The following is a 21,215-nucleotide window of genomic DNA, read 5'->3' as shown; positions in this document are numbered from 1 at the left end:
CAAAAAGCCAAAGTTTATTTTAATTATTCGGTTCTTATTTTCAAATAGCCCGTAAGAAGGGTTTTAAAGCTGTTTTTATATGCATTATGACGTGGTGGTAATTGGTGGAGGAATTGTTGGGCTGGCTACAGCACTTAATCTCAAAAAAGCCAAACCGAGTTTGCGATTATTGTTGGTAGAAAAAGAAAATAGCCTCGCAGCACACCAAACAGGCCATAACAGTGGTGTTATTCATTCGGGATTGTACTATAAACCAGGAAGTTTGAAAGCCAAAAACTGTATTGAGGGCTATCACATGCTGATAGACTTTTGTAATGAGAATAACATAAAATACGAACTCTGCGGCAAAATAGTAGTAGCCACCAGTGAAGATCAGCTGGCGAGCCTTGACACGCTCTATGAAAGAGGAATTCAAAATGGCTTGGAAGGTTTAGAAAAACTAAACAAAGAACAATTGCAAGCCATAGAGCCGCATGTAGCGGGTATAGCTGGAATAAAAGTACCTCAGACAGGTATCATAAATTACACGACGGTTTCGGAAAAATACGCCGAAAACATCAAAAACATGGGCGGAGAAATTCGTTTGGGAGAAAAAGTAAGTTCTATTTCTGAAATAAACGGCGTTTCTACTGTGGTGACCAACAAAGGAAGTTACAATACAACTTTGGTCATAAACTGTGCTGGGCTCTACTCCGACAAAGTGGCACAATTTACTGAAAGAGAACAAGTTAAAGTAAGAATAATTCCTTTCAGAGGAGAGTATTATGAAATAAAACCTGAGAAACAGTATTTGGTAAAACACCTCATTTACCCAGTTCCAGACCCTAATTTCCCATTCTTGGGTGTGCATTTTACTAGAATGGTGGATGGCGGCGTAGAAGCTGGCCCAAATGCCGTTTTAGCATTCCGCAGAGAAGGTTACAAGAAACTTTCAGTTGATTTTTCTGAATTTGGTGAGACGCTGGCTTGGCCGGGATTCAGAAAAGTGGCTACAAAATATTGGAAAACAGGAATTGGGGAATACTATCGTTCGTTTTCGAAATCGGCCTTTACAAAAGCTCTGCAAGCTTTGATTCCAGAAATACAGAAAGACGACCTTGTGCCAGGAGGTGCGGGTGTACGTGCTCAGGCATGCGACTACGACGGCGGACTTTTGGATGATTTTGCGATAATAGAAAACAAGCAAGCCATCAACGTCTTGAATGCCCCTTCTCCTGCGGCCACCTCATCGCTTTCGATTGGTAAAACTGTAGCCGAAATGGCCTTAAAACAACTGAATTAAAGAAATTGCCTTTTATAAAGTTTCATTATCTCATTTTTCTAAATTATAATATTTAGTTTTGCCTTTTTAAAGCTCTCTGAAAATACATGAATCCTGAGTCTATTATTTTCTATAATTTATTCATTTATTTGGTCGGCTTTGTGTTGCTACTCAGCCTGAACAATTCTGTATTAAAACAACTCTCAGGCTGGATTTCGATTATAATTAGTGTTTTGGGCATTATTTTTTCCTCAAGTTTACAAGTTCCTTCTACAGAAAATTTTAGCGTATCATACAATTGGTTACATCTGGGTGATACACGTATAAATTTCAAGATACTGATAGACAACCAAACCTACTTTATGTATATTTTGGTGCAGATTATTGCTTTTTTTGTTAAGCTTTTCTCTACTAAGTATCTAGAGCATGACGACGGTATCAATCGATATTTTGCCTTTTTAAACCTATTTGTCTTCTCCATGCTTGGGTTAGTTTTGGCTGGCAATTTACTTCAGCTTTATCTTTTCTGGGAACTGGTAGGATTTTGTTCTTACCTGCTTATCGGCTTTTGGTACACCAAAAAGTCAGCTAATTCCGCTGCAATTAAGGCCTTTTTAATCAACAGAATGGGAGATGCCTTTCTGATGGTAGGTATATTTCTTTTGTTTTTAATCTATGGAAATCTTGATTTTGATGCCTTTTTACCAGAAAATCTTGATAAAACAGCCTTTGGTTTTCCATTCCTAACATCAGAAGGGCTTCAAACCTTAGCCGTGTTGATGGTTTTTGGTGGAGTCGCGGCCAAATCGGCACAATTGCCACTCCAAATTTGGCTCCCAGACGCTATGGAAGGACCGACTCCTGCCTCTGCACTTATCCATGCGGCCACTATGGTGGTTGCTGGGGTATTTTTATTAGGCAGAATTTCGCCCATTATCACACCAGATGCAGGTTTAGTAATAGCATTAATTGGCGGCTTGACAAGTGTCCTAGCAGCCACTTCGGCTGTTTTTCAATATGATATTAAAAAAGTATTGGCTTATTCTACTATCTCACAGCTTGGTTTTATGGTAGCAGGTATGGGTATGGGGGCAGTTGGAGCTTCATTTTTTCATTTGGCCACACATGCATTTTTCAAGGCAGGGTTATTTCTCTGTGCTGGAGCTGTCATAAATTATATGCACCATGAGCAAGACATGCGAAAAATGGGCAATTTGATTCTCAAACTTCCTGTTATTTTTTATGCTTATTTGATCTGTGCTGCATCTTTAATCGGCTTGCCGTTTACTTCTGGCTTTTTGTCCAAAGATTCCCTACTGAACGCCGCAGTCGCTTTTGGCACAAAAGATCGCATCACAAGCATAAAAATATTGGTACCGGTGATGATGGGCATTACCTCATTTCTTACCTCTTTCTACATGATTCGACAGTTGGTCATGGTGTTTTTTCAAAGACAAGAAAGCCCGGTGGATAAAATCATAAGTTCTACCAAAAGAACTTTTGATGGAGCCATAAAGTCGTTTCAGGACATATTAAATGCTGATAATGAATCTTTAGGAGAAGAAAAAGTCATCAATTTTGTAAGAAATCTGGGCGTATTTGACGTTTCTGTTCTAGGATTGTCCATTTGTTCTACCTGGTTTTTATTTAGCTCAAATCCGTTTTCGTTCGAAGAGGTATGGTTTCTTGAAGTTTTTCAAAGTGAAGACATACATTTTTCATGGATTCCGATAGCTGTAGGATTACTATTTATCGTGGCTTTACTCATAAGCTATAACACTACTTATGAGGAACTTAGGAGATATTACTTGGGAGAATTCAAAACTGGCAATCAAAGAAAACTCTACCGCCTAATGAAAAACCACCTTTATATCGACCAATTCTATAAAACGATATTTTCCGCGTTTATAAAGAGTAGAGATTCATCAAATATGCCGCTGTCTGCAAGTGTAAGTAATGAAAATTTGGAAGCGAGTAAGTTTGAAATTACATCTTATTTTCAGAGAGTAGAAACCAATATTGTGGATAGATTGATACTAAAAATCACGTCATTAGTTTTATCTTTGTCCGAATATAGTTCTAAAATTGACGATAAAATAGTAGATGGCTTGGTTCTGAAGATTTCTTTTGGCCTCAAAAACTTAGGAGACAAAATAAGAAAATCGCAGTCTGGACAAGTTCAATTATACGTTTTGGGTATGGTAGTTCTCATTTTATGCATTGTTTTTATCAAAATCATAATATTCTAAAATGCAATCTGGCTTATTAAGTTCTCTGATAATATTACCTCTGATTGCATCAATGGTCATTTTGTTGCTTCCCGAAAGTTACAAAGGGTCATACAGATGGATTGCTCTGATTGTACAAATTTTGCTTTTGATAAACTTAGGCACGCTGATTAGTGGTTTTGAAGCTAACCATACGGGTTACCAGTTTTTGGAGCATTTTGAATGGATCAGGCTAACATTGGGCAAAACATCTATACTGTCAATAGATTACATCGTGGGTATTGACGGATTAAGTTTGTCCATGGTGGCACTTTCGGTGGTTGTTTTCTTCATAGCCAACATTTCTTCGTTTTCTATAAACAAAAAAGAAAAAGCCTACTACAGCTTGTTTTTGCTGCTTACAGCTACAGTTATAGGATGTTTTGTAGCCATAGACTTCTTTTTATTCTTTATTTTCTTTGAATTTATGCTCCTTCCGATGTATTTCTTAATCGGTATTTGGGGCGGCCCAAATAAGGCCTATGCTTCCCTAAAGTTTATCATTTATACGCTTGTTGGCTCTGTGATGATTTTGGTGGTTATGATAGCTTTGGCCATGTCAAATGTTGATGAATTTTTTACGAGCGAGTATAAAAGAACGGTTTTTAGCTTCGACTTCAGAATCCTTAGTGACCAAGCCAATTTGCTGAAAGGCTCATTGCTGAACATCGAAAACCCTATTAAAATCTTTGGCGTAAACGCTCGAGATTTTATGTTTATCCTGCTTTTTATAGGTTTTGGCATAAAACTTCCGATGGTACCTTTTCATACTTGGTTGCCAGATGCCCACGTAGAAGCTCCTACGCCTATTTCAGTAGTTTTGGCTGGTATTTTACTAAAAATAGGAGGTTACGGACTCATCAGAATAGCCTACGGGTTTTTCCCAGACATAGCCATAAATTACGGCTTACTAATAAGTATAATGGGCTTGATTTCAATTCTTTACGGAGGTTTCAATGCCTTGGCACAGAAAGACCTAAAAAAACTCATAGCTTATTCTTCTATCTCACACATGGGATTTGTGTTGCTCGGAATTGGTGCTTTTAATATTGAAGGATTCAACGGGGCTATTTTCCAGATGTTTAGCCATGGATTGCTTTCTTCTATGCTATTTCTTATCGCTGGGGTTTTGTATGAAAGAACTAAAAATAGAGAAATTAATAACTTTAAAGGCTTGGCCAAAACTATGCCGATATTCACCGTTTTGGTAGCCATCGCATTTTTTGGTTCCTTAGGTTTACCTTCACTTTCTGGCTTTATTGGAGAGTTTTTTACACTTTTTGGTAGTTTTCAAGCCAGTACCATCCCAAAGGTTATTCCAATATTAGGAGTTTTGGGTATAGTTCTTTCGGCCATTTATTTGCTTTGGACTTTCCAAAAAATGTTTTTTGGAGAATTTTGGACAAAAGAGGAATTCAAGAATAACTTGACTGATCTCGACCAAAAGGAGATAATCATGTTAGGCGTTCTTGGTGTTTTAACGTTGATTTTTGGAATTTTCCCAAATATACTCTTTGACCTCATCAACCCTACCGTAATTCAACTCTTTTAATGAAGGAATTACAAGAAATACTCACTAGCTCACAGCATATTTTACCTGAGTGGATTCTGTTACTGGGCATATTGCTATTAGTAATAATAGTTTCTTTTCAAAAAAAAGACTCCAAATGGCCATACCGATTTTCGTTCTTGTTGGTTCTGGCATACACTTTCACAGCAACGTATTTTTATGAAAATCTACCTTCAGAAGGCTTAAAACTCTATGGCGACCTACTCTTTATTGACCAAACTAGCTTGTTTTTCAAACAGTTAGTAGCTATTTCAACTATTGTTTTCTTGATTCATAGCAGGTTGTTTCAATATAAATTTGACGGTGAAATATATTTTCTGATACTTTGTATATTACTTGGCTTAAGCTTTTTAGCGATGACCACCCATTTTTTGGTCATTTATGTTGCCATCGAATTGGTTTCTATATCGTCGTATGTTTTAGTAGCCACCAAAAATGAAAAAACCAATTTTGAGGCGGCAATTAAATACCTCATTTTTGGAGCCACTAGTAGTGCCATTATGCTCTACGGCATATCGTTGTTTTATGGAATGGGCCACGTGCTAAACTTTGCGGAACAAACATTCTTAGAATCAATTTCGACCAATTCACCCCTTGTCCTACAAATTGTTTCGTTTTTGTTTTTGGGTGGATTATTCTTCAAAATAGCAGCAGCACCCTTTCATAGCTGGGTCCCTGATGTTTATGAGGTAACTTCTACTCCTATCATTTCGTTCTTGTCATTTGCACCCAAAGCTGTGGGGGTATTGGTGGTGGCAAGGGTAGTGCAGGCAAACTTCACAGATCTTAATGCTGTATTGTTGTTGATAATCTTCGTTTCATTGATAGTTGGCAATTTGGCAGCTTTGTGGCAAACCAACCTAAAAAGAATGCTGGGATATTCGGGTATTGCCCAGGCAGGATTTATATTGATTGGCGTATTAAAAGGACCTCAAACAGATTTTTATGGTGCGTTCTTTTATATTCTCACCTATTTGCCTATCACTATGGGGGCTTTTTTCTTGGCTGATTTGCTTAAAAAACAGTCTGGAAGTGATGAAATGGAAGACTTTAAAGGTATTGGCCAGAAAAATATTTTTTTAGGTTTAAATGCTGTCATCATCATGATGGCTTTGGTTGGCCTCCCTCCTACCATTGGCTTTATGGCCAAACTGATGGTTTTTTCATCAATCATCAATCTAGGAGAAGCTATGCACAGCTCGGTTTACTATGGGCTTTTGATATTCGGGCTTTTAAATGCTGCCATATCAATCTATTACTATCTAAAAGTGCCGTATTTTATGCTCATCAAAAAGAGCTATAATCAACCTCGATACAATCCGGATTTTTTCCTCACCCTTGTGCTTACTTACTTTAGCATAGCTCTGATAATCTTCTTTTTATATCCTGATTTTGGTACGGAATGGGTTAGGAAGGTTTTGTTTTGAAAAAATTGAATTCTTACAGAAGTCAGAGAGCACATCAGTGTTAAACGATTAATTTCTAACACTTTAGCTCTCCACCAAATTTCTCATTTTTCTCGTCAAATATTAAAGCAAATGATCAAATTTAGGGCTTTGTCAAACAACTACCTCATTTTCATTTGTAATAAACTCACCAGTTTTCGTGAGAATCTGATCATACCCTTCATACTTCTCTCCCCAATTATCATCCATAAAAAAAGCGACACCGAAGCATCGCTTTTAAAATTATAAAAATATCAGTATTTTGCAGCTTTGCCAGGAGCTGGTGTGCTTAATTTTATAAAATCTCTAAGGTCCTCGTTGGCTTGTTGCAAATCCTCTCGACGGAGATACATCATGTGGCCTGAACGGTAGCCTTTCCAGCTTAGTCTTTCTTTGGTTTTGCCGCTTGGATCCATTTGCCACATATTATATTTGGCGTTGAAATAATCGCAGGCTCCGTCATAATAACCCGACTGCGTGAGCACATGCAAATAAGGGTTGGCAGCCATGGCTGCTCTCAGATTCTCGCCAAGATTGACATCGTCACGCTCCCAAGGGTTAACCGGACCAAACATATTGTATTTCAAATCTGTCTTAAACTTCAATTCCTCCCTTAAATACATGTTGATAGGTGGCGTAAAAGAATGCAACCACGAACTTAACTCGGCATTGAATTCAGGTTTTTCTCCACCATCTTTTGAGTCTATCCCCAAATATCTTGAATCGAGTCTGCCTACAGTATAACCTCTATCACGTAGCAGTTCTTTCCAGAAATAATTGAGTGAAATTTTTAGGTTGTTTTTCATCAAAACGTCCTCTGACAAACCCGAATATTTTGACATCTTGGCCGCTAAGGCTTTCTTTTCGTTTTCTGGCAAGTATCCACCTTTGGCCAAGGCCGGAATCAATTGATTCACGGTAAAATCTTCCACCTCAGGTAAAAAAGCAGTTAAATCTTTACTTTGCAAAGAGCTCTCCAGACCTTTGTGATACCAAGCCACAGCAGCAAAATATGGCAAACGCAAGGCATCGCTCATGGTTTCATCTCGTTTTATGCCTAAATCGGTTGGAGAAACCAGCACAACACCATTCAGATACATCCAATGGCTGCTTTGCAGCTCAAGAGCCATTCCAGATACCCGATTGGTACCATAACTTTCACCTATCAGATATTTCGGTGAAGACCAACGGTTTACTCTACTCACAAAAGTATTTAACCATTCTGATAGATATTTAATATCCGCTTTTACTCCGAAAAAAGTAGACTTAGGGGTTTCGGGATTAATAATTCTTGAAAAACCAGTGTTTACAGGGTCAATAAAAATAATATCCGCTACGTCGAGAATAGAATATGGATTGTCTTTATAACCATAAGGTTGCACGGGGTAACCCTCATCGTCTATGTTTAGTACCTTTGGCCCAGTATAAGCGATGTGCATCCAAACCGAAGCAGACCCTGGACCACCATTAAACGAGAATATAATTGGCCGAGTAGCCTTGTCTTTTACGTCGCTACGCTCATAATAAGTATAAAAGCAAGAGGCGATGATTTTACCAGCCTCGTCCCAAACGGGGATGGTTCCAGCAGTGGTTTTGTAAGGAACTTTTTGACCTTTGACGGTCACCTCACCGTTTGTCACCACACTCATATCGGGGTTGAGTATTCTCGAATTAGAAATCTGAGGTTTCTCTTCTGCTTTTGGAGTAGCGATGACTGAAGGAGTTGCTTCCGCCTTCTTTTGCTGTGCATTTGCCACGAGCGAGAGTCCAAAGCAAAGGCTCAAAAGTAAATTTTTCATCATGATTTATTTGTTATAGTTTATTGCTTCTAGGAGGCTTTCCATGTTGCTATCGCTCACCGGAATTTCATATTTACCTATCGTAATCCTATGATTTCTTATGGATTCTATCTTTTCTAGGTTCACTATGAAGGATTTCTGAACACGTAAGAATTTTTTGGATGGCAACTTTTCTTCAATTCCTTTGAGTGTAGATTTTGTCAAAATTGGATGCACGGCATTGGTAACATATATCTTAATGTAGTCCTTGAGCCCCTCAATGTGTGTGATCTGGTAAAAATTTATTTTTACCAGAGAGTATTCCACATTTACAAACATGTAGGTTTGCTCCTCATTTGTACCTTCGCTTTTCGACAACCTGTACAATTCTCTCGCCTTCATGGCCGCCTTTGTAAAACGCTCAAAACTAACGGGTTTCATTAGATAATCTACCACTTGCAGGTCGTAACTCTCCACAGCGTATTGCTCATAGGCAGTAACAAAAATCACCATGGGCTTGGTAACCATGCTTTCCAATAATTTTGTACCTGTCATTCCAGGCATTTGAATGTCAAGAAAAACTAAATCAATTTTTTCGGTTTGCAGCAATTCTATAGCTTCAAAAGCATTCTTACAGGTTCCAACCAGTTCCAAAAAAGGCAACTGACTTATATTTTCTTCAAGTAATTTTCTGCCTAAAAGTTCATCATCAACGGCTATACATCTTATTTTGGAGTTCATATCTTAGGCTTTATTTTTTAAATCTAATTCTAAATATACTTCAAAAAAACCATTTTCTTGTTTCATCTCAAGTTTGTGTGCACCAGGGTACAATAAATCTATTCTACGTGTAACATTTTTGATACCAATACCAGAATTTGGGTCCTTCGTTTCATTTTTTTGATTACTCATGAGGTTTCTTACCGAGAACTCAAACTTTTCTCCCTCCACGGCCTTTATCAGAATATCAATTTTGGGATCTTTCACAAATCCAACTCCATGCTTGAAGGCATTTTCAACAAAAGGTATCAATAGCATAGGCTCTATCATCATGGAGCCGGGATTGCCTTCAAGTTTCAAATCAATCTTTACATCTTCGCCAAATCTTACGTTCTGAAGTTTCACGTAGTTTTCGAGATATCCTATTTCCTTTTCGACCAAAACCTGCTTGTTTTCAGACTCATATAGCATGTATCGGATTAAATTTGACAACTCAAGGGTCACACTTTCGGCTTCTTTTGATTTGGTCCGAATTAAATACACAATACTATTCAAAACATTGAATATAAAGTGTGGACTGATCTGAGAACGAAGGAACGAAAGTTCTGATTTCAATCTTTCCGCCTGCTCTTCCTGATTCTTTTTAGACTGACCCGTCATAAATATCACAAAACCATAAAGCGTACTCATAGAAATTATAAACAAAACAGGAAACAGTGTACGAGAGTCATAAATACGAATGGGGTATTTGTCTACCAAGTAATCTTTTAGCAAATAATAAGCAAATAAGTATATGGAAAACATCACCAGTAGGCTCATTATATAGCTTGTCAACTGGCCTTTATGAAGAAATTTTCGAATCAAAAACTCAGAATTAAAGTAAAAAAAAGGCATTGAGAAAAAACCCAATGGCAGTGTAAGCATGAGCCATTCGAGACGACTTTTGTCGTCGTCCATGATGGAATTGAGGATGGGTAATACCAACCAAAAAAACCAAAAAATGATATGAAATAATACCCGAAAAAGTAAATCGCTAGATATTTTTTTATTTGTGATTTGCACCTTCATAGAATTTGTAAGGGTGCAATTTCACATTTTTTTTCAAATAAAAATCATTTACAAGACCAAAATTGTAATTGAATAGATTTAAGATTTATTTTCATGGTATAACCACAAAATCATCGATTAATGACCTTTTATCCTCATTTAAGTTTCATTTATCTAATTCACGGAAATGTCAAACTTTTTGATATTAGTTTTGTTATCGATTTATTATCTAAAACTATTATATGACCAAATACTTCACTTCAATTTTATTCTTATTAACGTCTTTTGCGATTGCACAAATGCCATCTGCTACTCAAGGCGGAGATGGAAAAATATCGGGTACACTCATAGACAGTGTTGCCAAAACACCTGTAGAATTTGCTACTCTGTCTTTGTACAAAACCACCGACCTAATAAAGCCAATAGATGGAACACTTACAGATGAAAAAGGAAAATTTACACTCAAGAATGTGCCTAATGGCAAGTTTGCCATCAAATTCTCTTCTATAGGATTCAAAGATAAAATGGTATTTTTAGAAGAAATTACTGCTAAAAATAGAACCATCACTCTTAAAGATATTTTTATTAGTACTGATGCCAAGCTACTCAACGAAGTAGTTGTAACTGGCCAAGGTGCAGTAATAGAAGAAAAAGTAGATAGACTTGTTTACAACGCAGACAAAGACATTACCGCCAAAGGTGGTGACGCCGCGGATATTCTAAGAAAAGTACCATTGTTGTCAGTTGACCTAGATGGAAATGTGTCGTTGAGAGGTAGCTCCAACATTAGGGTTTTGATCAACAACAAGCCTTCGACCATTATGGCGGCCAGTATTGCGGATGCCTTGAAGCAAATTCCAGCAGACCAAATAAAGACTGTGGAAGTAATCACTTCGCCATCAGCCAAATACGACGCAGAGGGCTCATCTGGTATCATAAACATCATTACCAAAAAGAATAACTTGGAAGGCTACAGCCTAAACACAGACATAGGTGGCGGAAACCGAGGAGCTAATCTTGGCCTAAACGGAAGCCTAAGAACGGGTAAATTCGGCATGACTTTGGGAGGTTTTGGAAGAGCTAACTTTAATCCTTCGGAAACTACCTTTGAGCAAATTACTAAAGGTGCTGAAAACACCTATCGTACAAGTCAGAAAGGCAACGCAAAAGACGAAATGGTGTTTGGAAGATACACTTTAGGTGCTGATTATGACATTTCTAAAACCAAATCTCTTTCTGCAGGAGCGAGATTTGGAACAAGAAGTTTCAATAGAAATCAAGATTTAACGATTGAGCGTTTCGAAAATCTTACTCAGCTGAGCAATACAAACCAAAGAATTATATCGGAAAATCCATCTAACAGCTGGGATTTCAATATTGACTATTTGCATGTAATTAAGCCACAAAAAGAATTAAGTATCTCTACTCTTTATAGTAGAAGCTCGGCAAACTCAGACTTTACCAATACACCTCTTGGCAATGCTGAACTTGAAAAACTGGCTCTAACCAACAGAAACGATAATATTAATCAGGAATACACAGTACAAGTTGATTATCAGACACCTATCAAAAAGAACCAATTGGTAGAATTTGGAGGAAAAGGAATTTTCAGAGAAGTTAACAGTGACTTTAGCTATTTGGTGGGTGGCAATGTAATAAATGACCCAAAAAGACCAAACGGTTCGTTGGACTACAATCAAAATATCGGAGCGGCTTATTTGGCATACACTTATACCACTAAAAGCAAATACACTTTCAAGGCTGGTACGAGATATGAAATAACGGACATTTTCGCTACCCAAAACAATACGACGGATATTGACATTGAGCCATATAACATTTTGGTACCTAATGTGAATATCTCGAAGACTTTTGGTGGAAAATATACGGTAAAAACCGGTTACAATAGAAGAATTCAACGTCCTGGATTACAGCAGTTAAACCCCAACGTGAACCTTGTAAACCCTCAAAATATTCAGCAAGGAAATCCAGAATTGAGACCTGAGTTGACTGACAATATAGAGGCAAGTGTAAGTGCGAGTATAAAAAAGATTTATTTGAATATGTCGCTTTTCACCAGAATGACGGGCAATGCAATCACCCAGGTAGCTACACCATCAGGCACCGAAGACGGTGTGGTGATAACAACTTTTCAAAATATTGGAAATGACAAAGCCTACGGTGTAAACTTTTCTGGAAATTTGAGCCTTACTTCTAAATGGATGGTAAACGCAGGAATAGAGTCGTTTTACAACTACATTACTGGTCAAACAACATCAGCAAGTGGTGTATCTATTCCAGTTTCTAACCAAGGATGGAATCACAACGGACGTTTGATGACCTTCATAACTCTTAAAAAAGGATGGCAGGTACAAGCGTTTAGTTTTGCAAGAGGAAGCAGGGTATTGCCAATGGGACGCCAAGGTGGATTTGGGTTTTACTCACTCGGCACAAGAAAAGAATTTAGGAATAAAAAAGGTAGTATAGGAGTTTCTGCCCAGAACTTCCTCCAAAATTCTATGAAAATAAGAACCACAATGGAGTCACCATTATTTACGCAAAACAGTGTAAACTATATGTTTAACAGAGGTGTAAGTGTGAATCTTTCGTACAAATTGGGTAAAATGGGCGTAGATGCTATGATGCCGAAAAAGAGAGCAAAAGGTGTGAAAAACGACGACGTAAAAGACGGAGGCGGCGAAACTACTGGCCAGCAAGGCGGTGGTGCTCCAGCGGGTCGTAACTAAGAAAGTACTTAATATAGGTTTTAGGTTAATAATAGGAGAACTTGCCAAGCTTTTGGCAAGTTTCTTTTTTTTTATACAAACCAACTTTTGACAAAATAAAAAAACCACGTTTGAACAGCCCCAGCAAACAATGCACACAGCAACATTTTCCAAAGGATTTCAACTTTATTAAACCTGAAATGAAGAGCTAGGAAACTTCCCAAAATGGGTGTAAAAATAAATGGTGTCAGCAGGGCGATTCCCCAAAGTCCCAATTTTGATTTTACTTTTATGGCTATTCGCGTGGTTCTGCTAAATATCTTTTTGGGTTTACTGCCCCTAAATCTGGCAATAAGTTTGGTGATGATTTCGCCACCATATACTACCAGAAAGACTGTGAGCATCATACCCAAAGACGAAAATATGCTGGTCTCCCACCAGCTAAGTTTAAAAGCCACTCCTGCCAATGGCCCACCTACAAACTTTATTGTGGCTGCCAAAGCAACCGCTAAATACTCTGAAATTTTCAACATATACCCTTACCAACAACTAATTTGACCCACATATTACAAGTTTTTTAAAAATAATTGAAAAAATCTCACATAGTATCTTGCATAACAAAGTACTATCCTATATATTTGCATCATCAATTATGAAAAAGCTATAATTTCTTTTTAAGAAAATGATTAAAACAACAAGATTATGAATTTAGAAAATGCACAGGTACAAATGCGGAAGGGCATCTTGGAGTATTGCATTTTGCAGATTATATCTCGTGGCGAAGTTTACGCTTCTGAGATATTAGACGAACTGCTCAATGCAAAAATAATGGTGGTGGAAGGCACACTATATCCTTTGTTGACAAGACTCAAAAACGCCGAACTATTGGATTATCAATGGAAAGAATCAACTTCGGGGCCGCCTCGTAAGTATTATATTTTGACCGAAAAAGGAACGAATTTCCTAGAAGGCTTGGACGCTACATGGATAGAACTTGCAGAGTCAGTTAAATCTATCATTGCCAAAACTCAAAAATAAACAAATATGAAAAAGACATTACAAATAACAATTGGTGGGCTCATTTTTAACATAGAAGAAGATGCCTACGACAAACTCAGCCAATATCTCGAAGCCATAAAAAAGTATTTCTCGAGTTATGAAAGTTGTGACGAAATCACACAAGATATTGAGGCTAGAATTGCAGAGAAATTCTTTGAGAAAAATCAAAATGGCGGTGCCATAGAAATCGATGACGTAGACAAAATCATCAAGTCTATGGGAACGGTTTCTGACTTCGAGGCTATCAAAGAAGACGAAGATTTGTCTAAAGAAACCTCGGAAAGCACTTCTTTTGGTAGCACAGACCAGCCAAAATCTGAAGAATCACAAAAAACTGAAACAGGAATTCCTCCGACCAAGTTTTACCGTGACAGCAAACACAAAGCTCTTGCGGGTGTGTTGGCTGGACTTGCACACAGGTTTGAGTTTGATGTCGTTTGGGCAAGAATTCTGTTCATAGTTTTAGGATTCGGATTGATTGACCTTGGCATTGGATTCTTTATTTTCTTGGCTTATTTTGTTTGCTGGATAGCTTTTCCAGAAAGAAATGACTTGGACGAAGTTAAAAACATAAAGAAATTCTATCGAAATCCTGAAAACAAAGTTTTAGGCGGCGTAGCCACAGGACTTTCTTCTTATTTGGGCATGGATTTGGTTTTGGTGCGTGTTCTTTTTGTGGTAAGTGGATTTTTCTTTATAGGTATTATTTTGTACATAATATTCTGGATAGTAGCACCTAACGCTGTTACAATTACACAGAAAATGGAACTAAAAGGACAAGCTGTAACGATAGAAAATATAGAATCTTCTATCAAAACAAACAGTTTATCGGAGTCACCACGTCAAGAAAGTGTATTCGCAAAACTTTTACTTTTCCCATTCAGATTGATAGGAATTATCTTGAAGGCTTTGGGTAAAATTTTAGGGCCAATTGGTACTTTGGTGAAAATGTTCATTGGCTTATTGCTCATGATTATAGGTGCATCGTTTGGCTTTGCAGCCATCGTAACTACCGGAGTATTTTACGGATTGATATCGAGTAAAGAATGGATTTCGGGCGACCATGTGATTGGCATGTTGAGCAGAGATTTGCCTCCATTAGGTGGTTTCTTTGGATTCCTGGCCCTATTTATCCCAGCTATCGCCATAGTTTTGGTAGGAATAAAACTATTGACAGGACAATTGAGCGGTCAAAGAAATTTCTGGTTAACGATGTTGGCTCTTTGGCTTATGGGAGTGGTAGGAATAAGTGCAGTTGGTTCGAAATATGCCCTAAATTTCTCAAAATTAAATGGCTATTCAGATGAAACTGCCTTGGCGTTACCGAATGGAACACTTTATTTGGATGCTCTTGAAAGAGATGAAAATGACGACGATGTTTTTGATACTAGGGTTGTTCTAGAAGCTTCTGAAAATGCAAATCTGACTTTAAAAACCAAATACAGCTCACATGGCAGATCGAAAGAACAAGCATTATCGTTGGCCAAAGATATTTCGTATTTAGTTTCTCAAAAAGACTCTGTCATTATTTTTCCAGAAAACTTCACCATGAAGGACAAAAATGTATTTCGTGATCAGAAAGTGGAAGCCACGTTGTTTATCCCGAAAAACAAGAAGTTTAAAATGTCTAGAGAGTTTGCTAGAAGGGTTTATAGTCAATCATGGAATCTCGACTCTAAGTTTGGAATTGACAGTGACAACATCGAGAAATACACCTTTTTGATGGATGAAAGTGGGGAAATAGCCTGTGCAGATTGCCCAGTTTTGACCGAAGACGAAAGAGAAGCTTTGGACAGAAATGGCAACAATGGCTCTTTTGGAGGTGAAGATTTCAATGAGCATGGTGAGTTTCATAAATCTGTCAGTGTAGAAAGCTTTAAGAATATTGATTTCGGGTCAAATTTTATTGTATCCATAAAGCATGGAGATAAAACTTCGGTTGACATTTACAGCAACGATCAGAAAGAACTCGATAACATTGAAGCCAAGGTTAAAGGAAGTACTTTGGAGATAGAATATGATGACCCCTTCAGAGATCATGACTCAGAAGTGCATATTTATATCGTAACCAATACTTTAGAAAATTTGGATATTTCAGGTGCAGCAAAAGCGAAAATATTGGGATTTGAAAACCTAAACGATTTGAATGTTGAATTATCAGGAGCCTCACAAGTGGCCATGGATATAATATCTAAAATACTAGATGTCAGTGCATCTGGAGCATCACAATTGATTGTAAAAGGTTCAGCAACTGCTATGAAAGCCAATCTTTCGGGAGCCTCACAATTGGATGCTAAGGGCTTAAAAGTAGAAAAAGCGGATGTTGAAGCACATGGTGCAAGTGTGGCCAAATTGAGCAAAATAAAAGACTTGAGGTCTGATACCAGTGGTGGAAGTGTGATAGAAAGAGAATAGAAGCTGCTTCCTTTCAATGAAAACCTCGGAGAATCTCTTCGAGGTTTTTTGTTTTATAACGATTTCGTAAATATTTTGTCTACAATGTTTGAAACCATCAACAATTCAAATTAGCTTAGATAAATTTTCAAAAAAACCTTAATAAAAATGAAGCCTTTATTTTTAGTAATACTCCTTTCTGTCTTAACAATTGTACCCTCTTTTGGCCAAAACAAAGAAACGTTTAAAGTCGTAAAAGCCGTAGAAATGCTAAGAATGCAAATGCTAGACCCTACAGAAACGGGCTTAAAATCTATATCACACCCGAGTTTAACTTATGGTCATTCCAATGGCCGTATAGAAAATCAAAAAGAATTTATGGAGAGTTTCTTGTCTGCTTCTTCAGATTTTACAAGCTTGGAATTTTCCGATGTCAAAATCGAAATAGTAGGAAAGTCGGCAGTGGTAAGGCATCTTTTGGCGGCCGAATCAAACGATAAAGGAAAACAACCTGCTAAGGTCAACTTAAAAGTAATGTTGGTATTTGTTAAGGAAAAATCTGACTGGGTATTGTTGGGCAGACAAGCGGTGAAGTACCTATAATTTTTTCTTTGAAATATTCTATTTAATAATCCTATTTTACCAGAAATCGCCTTAAATAACACTAGAATTCCATCTTTAACGCTAAAGTTGTCAAAATAGTATTAAAAAAAGAATCGCATCGGAATTTTATTTTAAATAATCTGCATAGATTTGAGTTTCCAAAGATTAGGCATTAAAAGCAACAAATATTGCCAAAAGGAAACATCAAAATATGAGCAAGAGAGTATTAAAAGTACATCCCGACGACAACGTAATAGTCGCACTAAGTGATATCAAAAAAGGTGAAATCGTAGAGTACGATCAGAAACCGTACGAACTAACCTCTGACATTCCTGCAAAACATAAATTTGCTCAGGCTGACTTCGAAATTGGAGAGGAAATTTATATGTATGGGGTTTTGGTGGGCAAAGCTCATCAAAAAATCAAAAAAGGAGAGTGGATTACCACATTCAATGTTAAACACGCAGCGAGTGAGTTTAACATTGGCGAAAGAAATACAGACTGGCAAGTGCCAGATGTAAGTGAATATAGCAATCGTACTTTTATGGGCTACCATAGGGCGAACGGAGAAGTAGGAACTGCTAACTATTGGATAGTTCTGCCAATGGTTTTCTGTGAAAACCGTAATCTGGACATCATGAAATCAGCATTGGTGGATGACCTTGGCTATGGCAAAAAGACAAAATATAAAAACTACGCCAAAAGCTTAATCGACCTTTACACAGCAGGCAAAAATATAGAAGACATTCTATCGGTAGAAATAGATGGAAACGAAAGTACTGCTACTGAGAAAATATTCAAGAATGTTGATGGTATAAAATTCCTAACCCACGACATGGGCTGTGGAGGCACACGTCAAGATGCCCAAGCTTTGTGCGGATTATTGGCGGGATATATAACACACCCAAATGTGGCCGGTGCTACGGTTTTGAGTTTGGGTTGTCAAAATGCCCAATATCATATGTTGCAAGAGGAAATAGAAAAACGTGGTGGAATGAACCAAAAACCCATCTATTTTTTGGAACAACAACAACTGGGAACTGAGGAACTTCTGGTAAGCAATGCCATAAAACAGACTTTCGGAGGACTTATAGAGGCTAATAAGATTGAAAGAAAACCTGCATCGATAGATAAACTCATATTAGGCCTAGAATGCGGTGGCTCGGATGGGTTTTCGGGAATTTCCGCAAATCCGGCAATAGGCTTCACATCAGACCTTTTGGTGGCATTGGGTGGTACGGTTATCCTTGCTGAATTTCCTGAACTCTGTGGTGTGGAACAAGAACTGAGCGATAGATGTATGATAACCGAAAACGCTGAAAAGTTTAATCATTTGATGACCACTTACAACAACAGAGCCAAAGCCGTAGGCTCAGGATTTGACATGAATCCGTCGCCAGGAAACATCAAAGACGGTCTCATTACGGATGCCATAAAATCAGCAGGTGCAGCAAAAAAAGGCGGCACTTCGCCAGTGACGGACGTTTTGGATTATCCCGAGAAAGTTATCAAAAAGGGATTAAACCTATTATGCACACCGGGTAACGACGTAGAATCCACGACTGCTGAAGTGGGCTCAGGAGCCAATATTGTGCTTTTTACTACTGGCCTTGGTACACCTACTGGCAACCCAATAGTACCAGTTATCAAGCTTTCAAGTAACACCAAGTTGGCCGAAAAAATGTCAGATATTATTGACATAAACACTGGTTCTATCATAGAAGGAACAGAAACCATAGAACAAGCTGGTCGCAGAATTCTGGATTTTGTAATCAATGCAGCCAGCGGTACGCAAGAAGTAAAAGCCGTTACAAACGGACAAGATGACTTTATTCCATGGAAAAGAGGAGTAAGCTTATAATCAAGGATTTAAATTTTTAAAAACGATATGGCAAAGGCTTTTTTAGACGACAATTTTCTTTTACAAACCAAAACGGCAGAGATACTTTATCATGAATATGCTAAAGACATGCCAATTATTGATTATCACAATCACCTTCCTCCAGACCAAATATTAAACGATATAAATTTCAATAACCTCACCCACGCTTGGCTATACGGCGACCATTACAAATGGAGAGCCATGCGTACCAACGGTATAAATGAGGCGTATTGCACAGGCGACAAAACCGATTACGAAAAGTTTGAAAAGTGGGCAGAAACCATTCCAAACACCATGCGGAATCCACTTTATCATTGGTCGCATTTGGAGTTACAACGCTATTTTGATGTCAAAGAAGTACTTAGTCCGGCTTCATCTCAAGCCATTTATGACAACTGTACAGCCAAACTGGCCACAAAAGAATATGGTGTTCGTGGATTATTGAAAAAAATGAATGTCACTACCGTTTGTACTACAGATGACCCACTGGATTCTTTGGAACATCATATTGCTTATCACAAAGAATTAGCTACCAAGCCGATTGGCTCAGAAGTAGCCATGTTGCCAGCGTTCAGGCCAGACAAATTTATATTGATAGAAAATCCAAATTTTGCCTCATACATTGAAAAACTGGGAGGAATTGTTGGCTTCGAAATTAAAGATTACGCTGATTTGCAAAAAGCTCTAAAATCAAGAGCGGATTTCTTTGCTGCAAATGGTGGAAAAATTTCAGATCACGGTTTGGAAGAAATATATGCCGAAGATTTTACAGAAGAACAGGCTAATGCCATTTTGAAAAAAACCTTGAGTCAGCAAGCTATCTCAACGAATGAGGCTACTATTTTCAAATCTGCAATATTACACTTTTTGGGTACAATGTATGCCGAATTGGGTTGGATTCAGCAGTTTCACCTCGGTGCTTTAAGAAACAATAACAAAAAAGCCATGCGTACGCTTGGACCAGACACTGGCTGGGATAGCATAGGAGACTGGTCGCAAGCTAAGGCTTTGTCTAAGTTTTTGGGGAAATTGGGCGAATATGACCAACTAACCAAAACGATAATTTATAACTTAAACCCTGCCGATAATGAACTCATGGCTACGATGATAGGTAATTTCAACGATGGCTCTGTGGCAGGAAAAATCCAATGGGGATCTGGTTGGTGGTTTCTTGACCAAAAAGATGGTATGGAAAAGCAGATAAATACCTTATCACAAATGGGTTTATTGAGCCAATTTGTGGGTATGCTTACCGACTCTCGCAGTTTCCTTTCGTTTCCTCGTCATGAGTATTTCAGGAGGATTCTTTGCAATATTTATGGAAATGACATAGAAAACGGAGAACTTCCAAACGATCAAGCTTTCATTGGCAAAACGATTCAGAATATTTGTTACAACAACGCCAAAACGTATTTTGGATTCTAAAAAATGAAGAAATCGATTCTGACATTTGGTGAAATTTTACTGAGATTATCTCCAGAAATGGGCGGTGCTTGGATAAGAAATGCTTCTATTCCGACATTTGTAGGGGGTGCAGAACTTAATACTGCCACGGCTTTGGCCAGCTGGAATGTGCCTGTTCAATATTGCAGTGGGTTGCCCAAAAATGCACTGGCTGAAGAAATCGCTGTCCATTTAGAATCGAAAAATATCGATACTTCCAAAATGCAGTGGTGCGGAGAGCGAATAGGCATTTATATGCTTCCACAAGGTGCAGATTTGAAGAATGCTGGCGTAATTTATGACCGAGCACATTCTTCGTTTTCTTCTATAAATGTAGGGCAAATAAATTGGCCGGAGGTTTTCAAAGGCGTAGAATGGCTTCATGTAAGTGCCATTACACCTGCCTTAAGCCAACAAATGGCTGACGTATGTTTAGAAGCTGTAAAAGAAGCCAAAAAGGCCGACGTAAAAATATCTGTAGATCTCAACTACCGTTCTAAACTATGGAAATATGGAAAAGAACCTATAGACATAATGCCAGAAATAGCCCAACACTGCGACCTCATAATGGGCAACCTTTGGGCAGCCAATAAGCTGTTAGGTACATCTTTGAATACCGAAGTTGAAGTTAACAATGCTACCAAAGAGGATTATTTGAGTGAATGCGGAAAGGTTTCAAGAGAGATTTTGCAAAAATTTGGAAATTGTAAATACGTAGCCAATACTTTCAGATTTGACCACCAAAACGTGGGTATAGAATATTATACAACTATATTTACAGAAAATAAACTGTACGTTTCAGCTCATTTTAAGGTAGAAAAAGTCATAGATAAAGTAGGAAGTGGTGACTGTTTTATGGCTGGGCTGTTATATGGTCTATACAACGAACATCAACCACAAGACATCATAGATTTTGCGGCGGCGGCGGCCATTGGAAAACTCAATGAATATGGAGATGCTACCCAACAAAAAGTAGAAGATGTGAATCAAATTTTAAATGCCCTTTTGGTAAATCAATAA

15 protein-coding genes are annotated in these 21,215 nt (G+C 37.9%); 11 read left to right on the top strand and 4 right to left on the bottom strand.

Features of this window, described 5'->3' with window-relative positions; all coding sequences use genetic code 11:
• The first annotated feature begins 79 nt into the window (after positions 1 to 79).
• The 4 genes from lhgO (at position 80) to EGI26_RS01985 (ending at position 6,525) form a co-directional block, all read left to right on the top strand.
• Positions 80 to 1,282, top strand: a complete 1,203-nt coding sequence (gene lhgO / locus EGI26_RS02000) for an L-2-hydroxyglutarate oxidase (RefSeq protein ID WP_255076008.1) — start codon at positions 80 to 82, stop codon at positions 1,280 to 1,282.
• 86 nt (positions 1,283 to 1,368) lie between these two features.
• Positions 1,369 to 3,510, top strand: coding sequence for an NADH-quinone oxidoreductase subunit L (locus EGI26_RS01995; protein ID WP_255076007.1), 2,142 nt, complete (start codon positions 1,369 to 1,371; stop codon positions 3,508 to 3,510).
• Between the two features lies 1 nt (position 3,511).
• Positions 3,512 to 5,080, top strand: a complete 1,569-nt coding sequence (locus tag EGI26_RS01990) for a NuoM family protein (protein WP_255076006.1) — start codon at positions 3,512 to 3,514, stop codon at positions 5,078 to 5,080.
• Positions 5,080 to 6,525, top strand: a complete 1,446-nt coding sequence (locus EGI26_RS01985; protein WP_255076005.1) for an NADH-quinone oxidoreductase subunit N — start codon at positions 5,080 to 5,082, stop codon at positions 6,523 to 6,525. Before EGI26_RS01990 ends, EGI26_RS01985 begins: the two co-directional genes overlap by 1 nt.
• A 272-nt stretch (positions 6,526 to 6,797) precedes the next feature.
• Here EGI26_RS01985 and EGI26_RS01980 read toward each other — a convergent pair whose 3' ends face one another.
• The 3 genes from EGI26_RS01980 to EGI26_RS01970 are packed head-to-tail and all read right to left on the bottom strand — an operon-like array spanning position 6,798 to position 9,998.
• Positions 6,798 to 8,342 carry a S10 family peptidase gene (locus EGI26_RS01980; RefSeq protein WP_255076191.1) on the bottom strand — a complete coding sequence of 515 codons (1,545 nt, stop codon included), beginning with the start codon at positions 8,340 to 8,342 and terminating at the stop codon, positions 6,798 to 6,800.
• A 6-nt stretch (positions 8,343 to 8,348) separates the two neighbouring features.
• Positions 8,349 to 9,062, bottom strand: a complete 714-nt coding sequence (locus EGI26_RS01975; RefSeq protein WP_255076003.1) for a LytTR family DNA-binding domain-containing protein — start codon at positions 9,060 to 9,062, stop codon at positions 8,349 to 8,351.
• Between the two features lie 3 nt (positions 9,063 to 9,065).
• Complete coding sequence (locus tag EGI26_RS01970; RefSeq protein WP_255076001.1) at positions 9,066 to 9,998, bottom strand: sensor histidine kinase; 933 nt, start codon at positions 9,996 to 9,998, stop codon at positions 9,066 to 9,068.
• 332 nt (positions 9,999 to 10,330) lie between these two features.
• Here EGI26_RS01970 and EGI26_RS01965 point away from each other — a divergent pair, with 332 nt between their 5' ends.
• The gene (locus tag EGI26_RS01965) at positions 10,331 to 12,835 is read left to right on the top strand and encodes a TonB-dependent receptor domain-containing protein (protein WP_255076000.1); all 2,505 of its coding nucleotides are present in this window, start codon (positions 10,331 to 10,333) and stop codon (positions 12,833 to 12,835) included.
• A 71-nt stretch (positions 12,836 to 12,906) separates the two neighbouring features.
• On the opposite strand, the gene EGI26_RS01960 is transcribed toward EGI26_RS01965, so the two are convergent.
• The gene (locus EGI26_RS01960; protein ID WP_255075999.1) at positions 12,907 to 13,347 is read right to left on the bottom strand and encodes a hypothetical protein; all 441 of its coding nucleotides are present in this window, start codon (positions 13,345 to 13,347) and stop codon (positions 12,907 to 12,909) included.
• A 169-nt stretch (positions 13,348 to 13,516) separates the two neighbouring features.
• On the opposite strand from EGI26_RS01960, the gene EGI26_RS01955 reads away from it, so the two are divergent.
• The 6 genes from EGI26_RS01955 to EGI26_RS01930 all read left to right on the top strand — a co-directional run bounded on the left by EGI26_RS01955 (position 13,517) and on the right by EGI26_RS01930 (position 21,215).
• Positions 13,517 to 13,852 carry a PadR family transcriptional regulator gene (locus EGI26_RS01955; protein WP_255075998.1) on the top strand — a complete coding sequence of 112 codons (336 nt, stop codon included), beginning with the start codon at positions 13,517 to 13,519 and terminating at the stop codon, positions 13,850 to 13,852.
• A 6-nt stretch (positions 13,853 to 13,858) separates the two neighbouring features.
• Entirely contained in the window at positions 13,859 to 16,288 is a 2,430-nt protein-coding gene (locus EGI26_RS01950; protein ID WP_255075997.1) for a PspC domain-containing protein, read from the top strand.
• Positions 16,289 to 16,435: 147 nt separating this feature from the next.
• Positions 16,436 to 16,870 carry a nuclear transport factor 2 family protein gene (locus tag EGI26_RS01945; RefSeq protein WP_255075996.1) on the top strand — a complete coding sequence of 145 codons (435 nt, stop codon included), beginning with the start codon at positions 16,436 to 16,438 and terminating at the stop codon, positions 16,868 to 16,870.
• A gap of 211 nt (positions 16,871 to 17,081) precedes the next feature.
• The gene (locus tag EGI26_RS01940) at positions 17,082 to 18,731 is read left to right on the top strand and encodes a UxaA family hydrolase (RefSeq protein WP_255075995.1); all 1,650 of its coding nucleotides are present in this window, start codon (positions 17,082 to 17,084) and stop codon (positions 18,729 to 18,731) included.
• Between the two features lie 27 nt (positions 18,732 to 18,758).
• Positions 18,759 to 20,177 (top strand): glucuronate isomerase, encoded by a 1,419-nt coding sequence (gene uxaC, locus EGI26_RS01935; protein WP_255075994.1) that lies wholly within the window; start codon positions 18,759 to 18,761, stop codon positions 20,175 to 20,177.
• A gap of 3 nt (positions 20,178 to 20,180) precedes the next feature.
• Positions 20,181 to 21,215: a sugar kinase gene (locus EGI26_RS01930; protein WP_255075993.1), complete on the top strand. Its 1,035-nt coding sequence runs from the start codon at positions 20,181 to 20,183 to the stop codon at positions 21,213 to 21,215.

The sequence above is a fragment of the Lacihabitans sp. CCS-44 genome (assembly GCF_024343735.1).
Taxonomy (GTDB): Bacteria; Bacteroidota; Bacteroidia; order Cytophagales; family Spirosomataceae; genus Leadbetterella.
The sequence above is the reverse complement of the archived record's forward strand: the minus strand, read 5'-3'. Positions and strand labels throughout refer to the sequence as shown.

Excerpts from the sequence above, each read along its gene's own strand:
- lhgO (WP_255076008.1), top strand. The coding sequence starts at position 80 with ATGCATTATGACGTGGTGGTAATTGGTGGAGGAATTGTTGGGCTGGCT.
- EGI26_RS01995 (WP_255076007.1), top strand. The coding sequence starts at position 1,369 with ATGAATCCTGAGTCTATTATTTTCTATAATTTATTCATTTATTTGGTC.
- EGI26_RS01990 (WP_255076006.1), top strand. The coding sequence starts at position 3,512 with ATGCAATCTGGCTTATTAAGTTCTCTGATAATATTACCTCTGATTGCA.
- EGI26_RS01985 (WP_255076005.1), top strand. The coding sequence starts at position 5,080 with ATGAAGGAATTACAAGAAATACTCACTAGCTCACAGCATATTTTACCT.
- EGI26_RS01980 (WP_255076191.1), bottom strand. The coding sequence starts at position 8,342 with ATGAAAAATTTACTTTTGAGCCTTTGCTTTGGACTCTCGCTCGTGGCA.
- EGI26_RS01975 (WP_255076003.1), bottom strand. The coding sequence starts at position 9,062 with ATGAACTCCAAAATAAGATGTATAGCCGTTGATGATGAACTTTTAGGC.
- EGI26_RS01970 (WP_255076001.1), bottom strand. The coding sequence starts at position 9,998 with ATGGACGACGACAAAAGTCGTCTCGAATGGCTCATGCTTACACTGCCA.
- EGI26_RS01965 (WP_255076000.1), top strand. The coding sequence starts at position 10,331 with ATGACCAAATACTTCACTTCAATTTTATTCTTATTAACGTCTTTTGCG.
- EGI26_RS01960 (WP_255075999.1), bottom strand. The coding sequence starts at position 13,347 with ATGTTGAAAATTTCAGAGTATTTAGCGGTTGCTTTGGCAGCCACAATA.
- EGI26_RS01955 (WP_255075998.1), top strand. The coding sequence starts at position 13,517 with ATGAATTTAGAAAATGCACAGGTACAAATGCGGAAGGGCATCTTGGAG.
- EGI26_RS01950 (WP_255075997.1), top strand. The coding sequence starts at position 13,859 with ATGAAAAAGACATTACAAATAACAATTGGTGGGCTCATTTTTAACATA.
- EGI26_RS01945 (WP_255075996.1), top strand. The coding sequence starts at position 16,436 with ATGAAGCCTTTATTTTTAGTAATACTCCTTTCTGTCTTAACAATTGTA.
- EGI26_RS01940 (WP_255075995.1), top strand. The coding sequence starts at position 17,082 with ATGAGCAAGAGAGTATTAAAAGTACATCCCGACGACAACGTAATAGTC.
- uxaC (WP_255075994.1), top strand. The coding sequence starts at position 18,759 with ATGGCAAAGGCTTTTTTAGACGACAATTTTCTTTTACAAACCAAAACG.
- EGI26_RS01930 (WP_255075993.1), top strand. The coding sequence starts at position 20,181 with ATGAAGAAATCGATTCTGACATTTGGTGAAATTTTACTGAGATTATCT.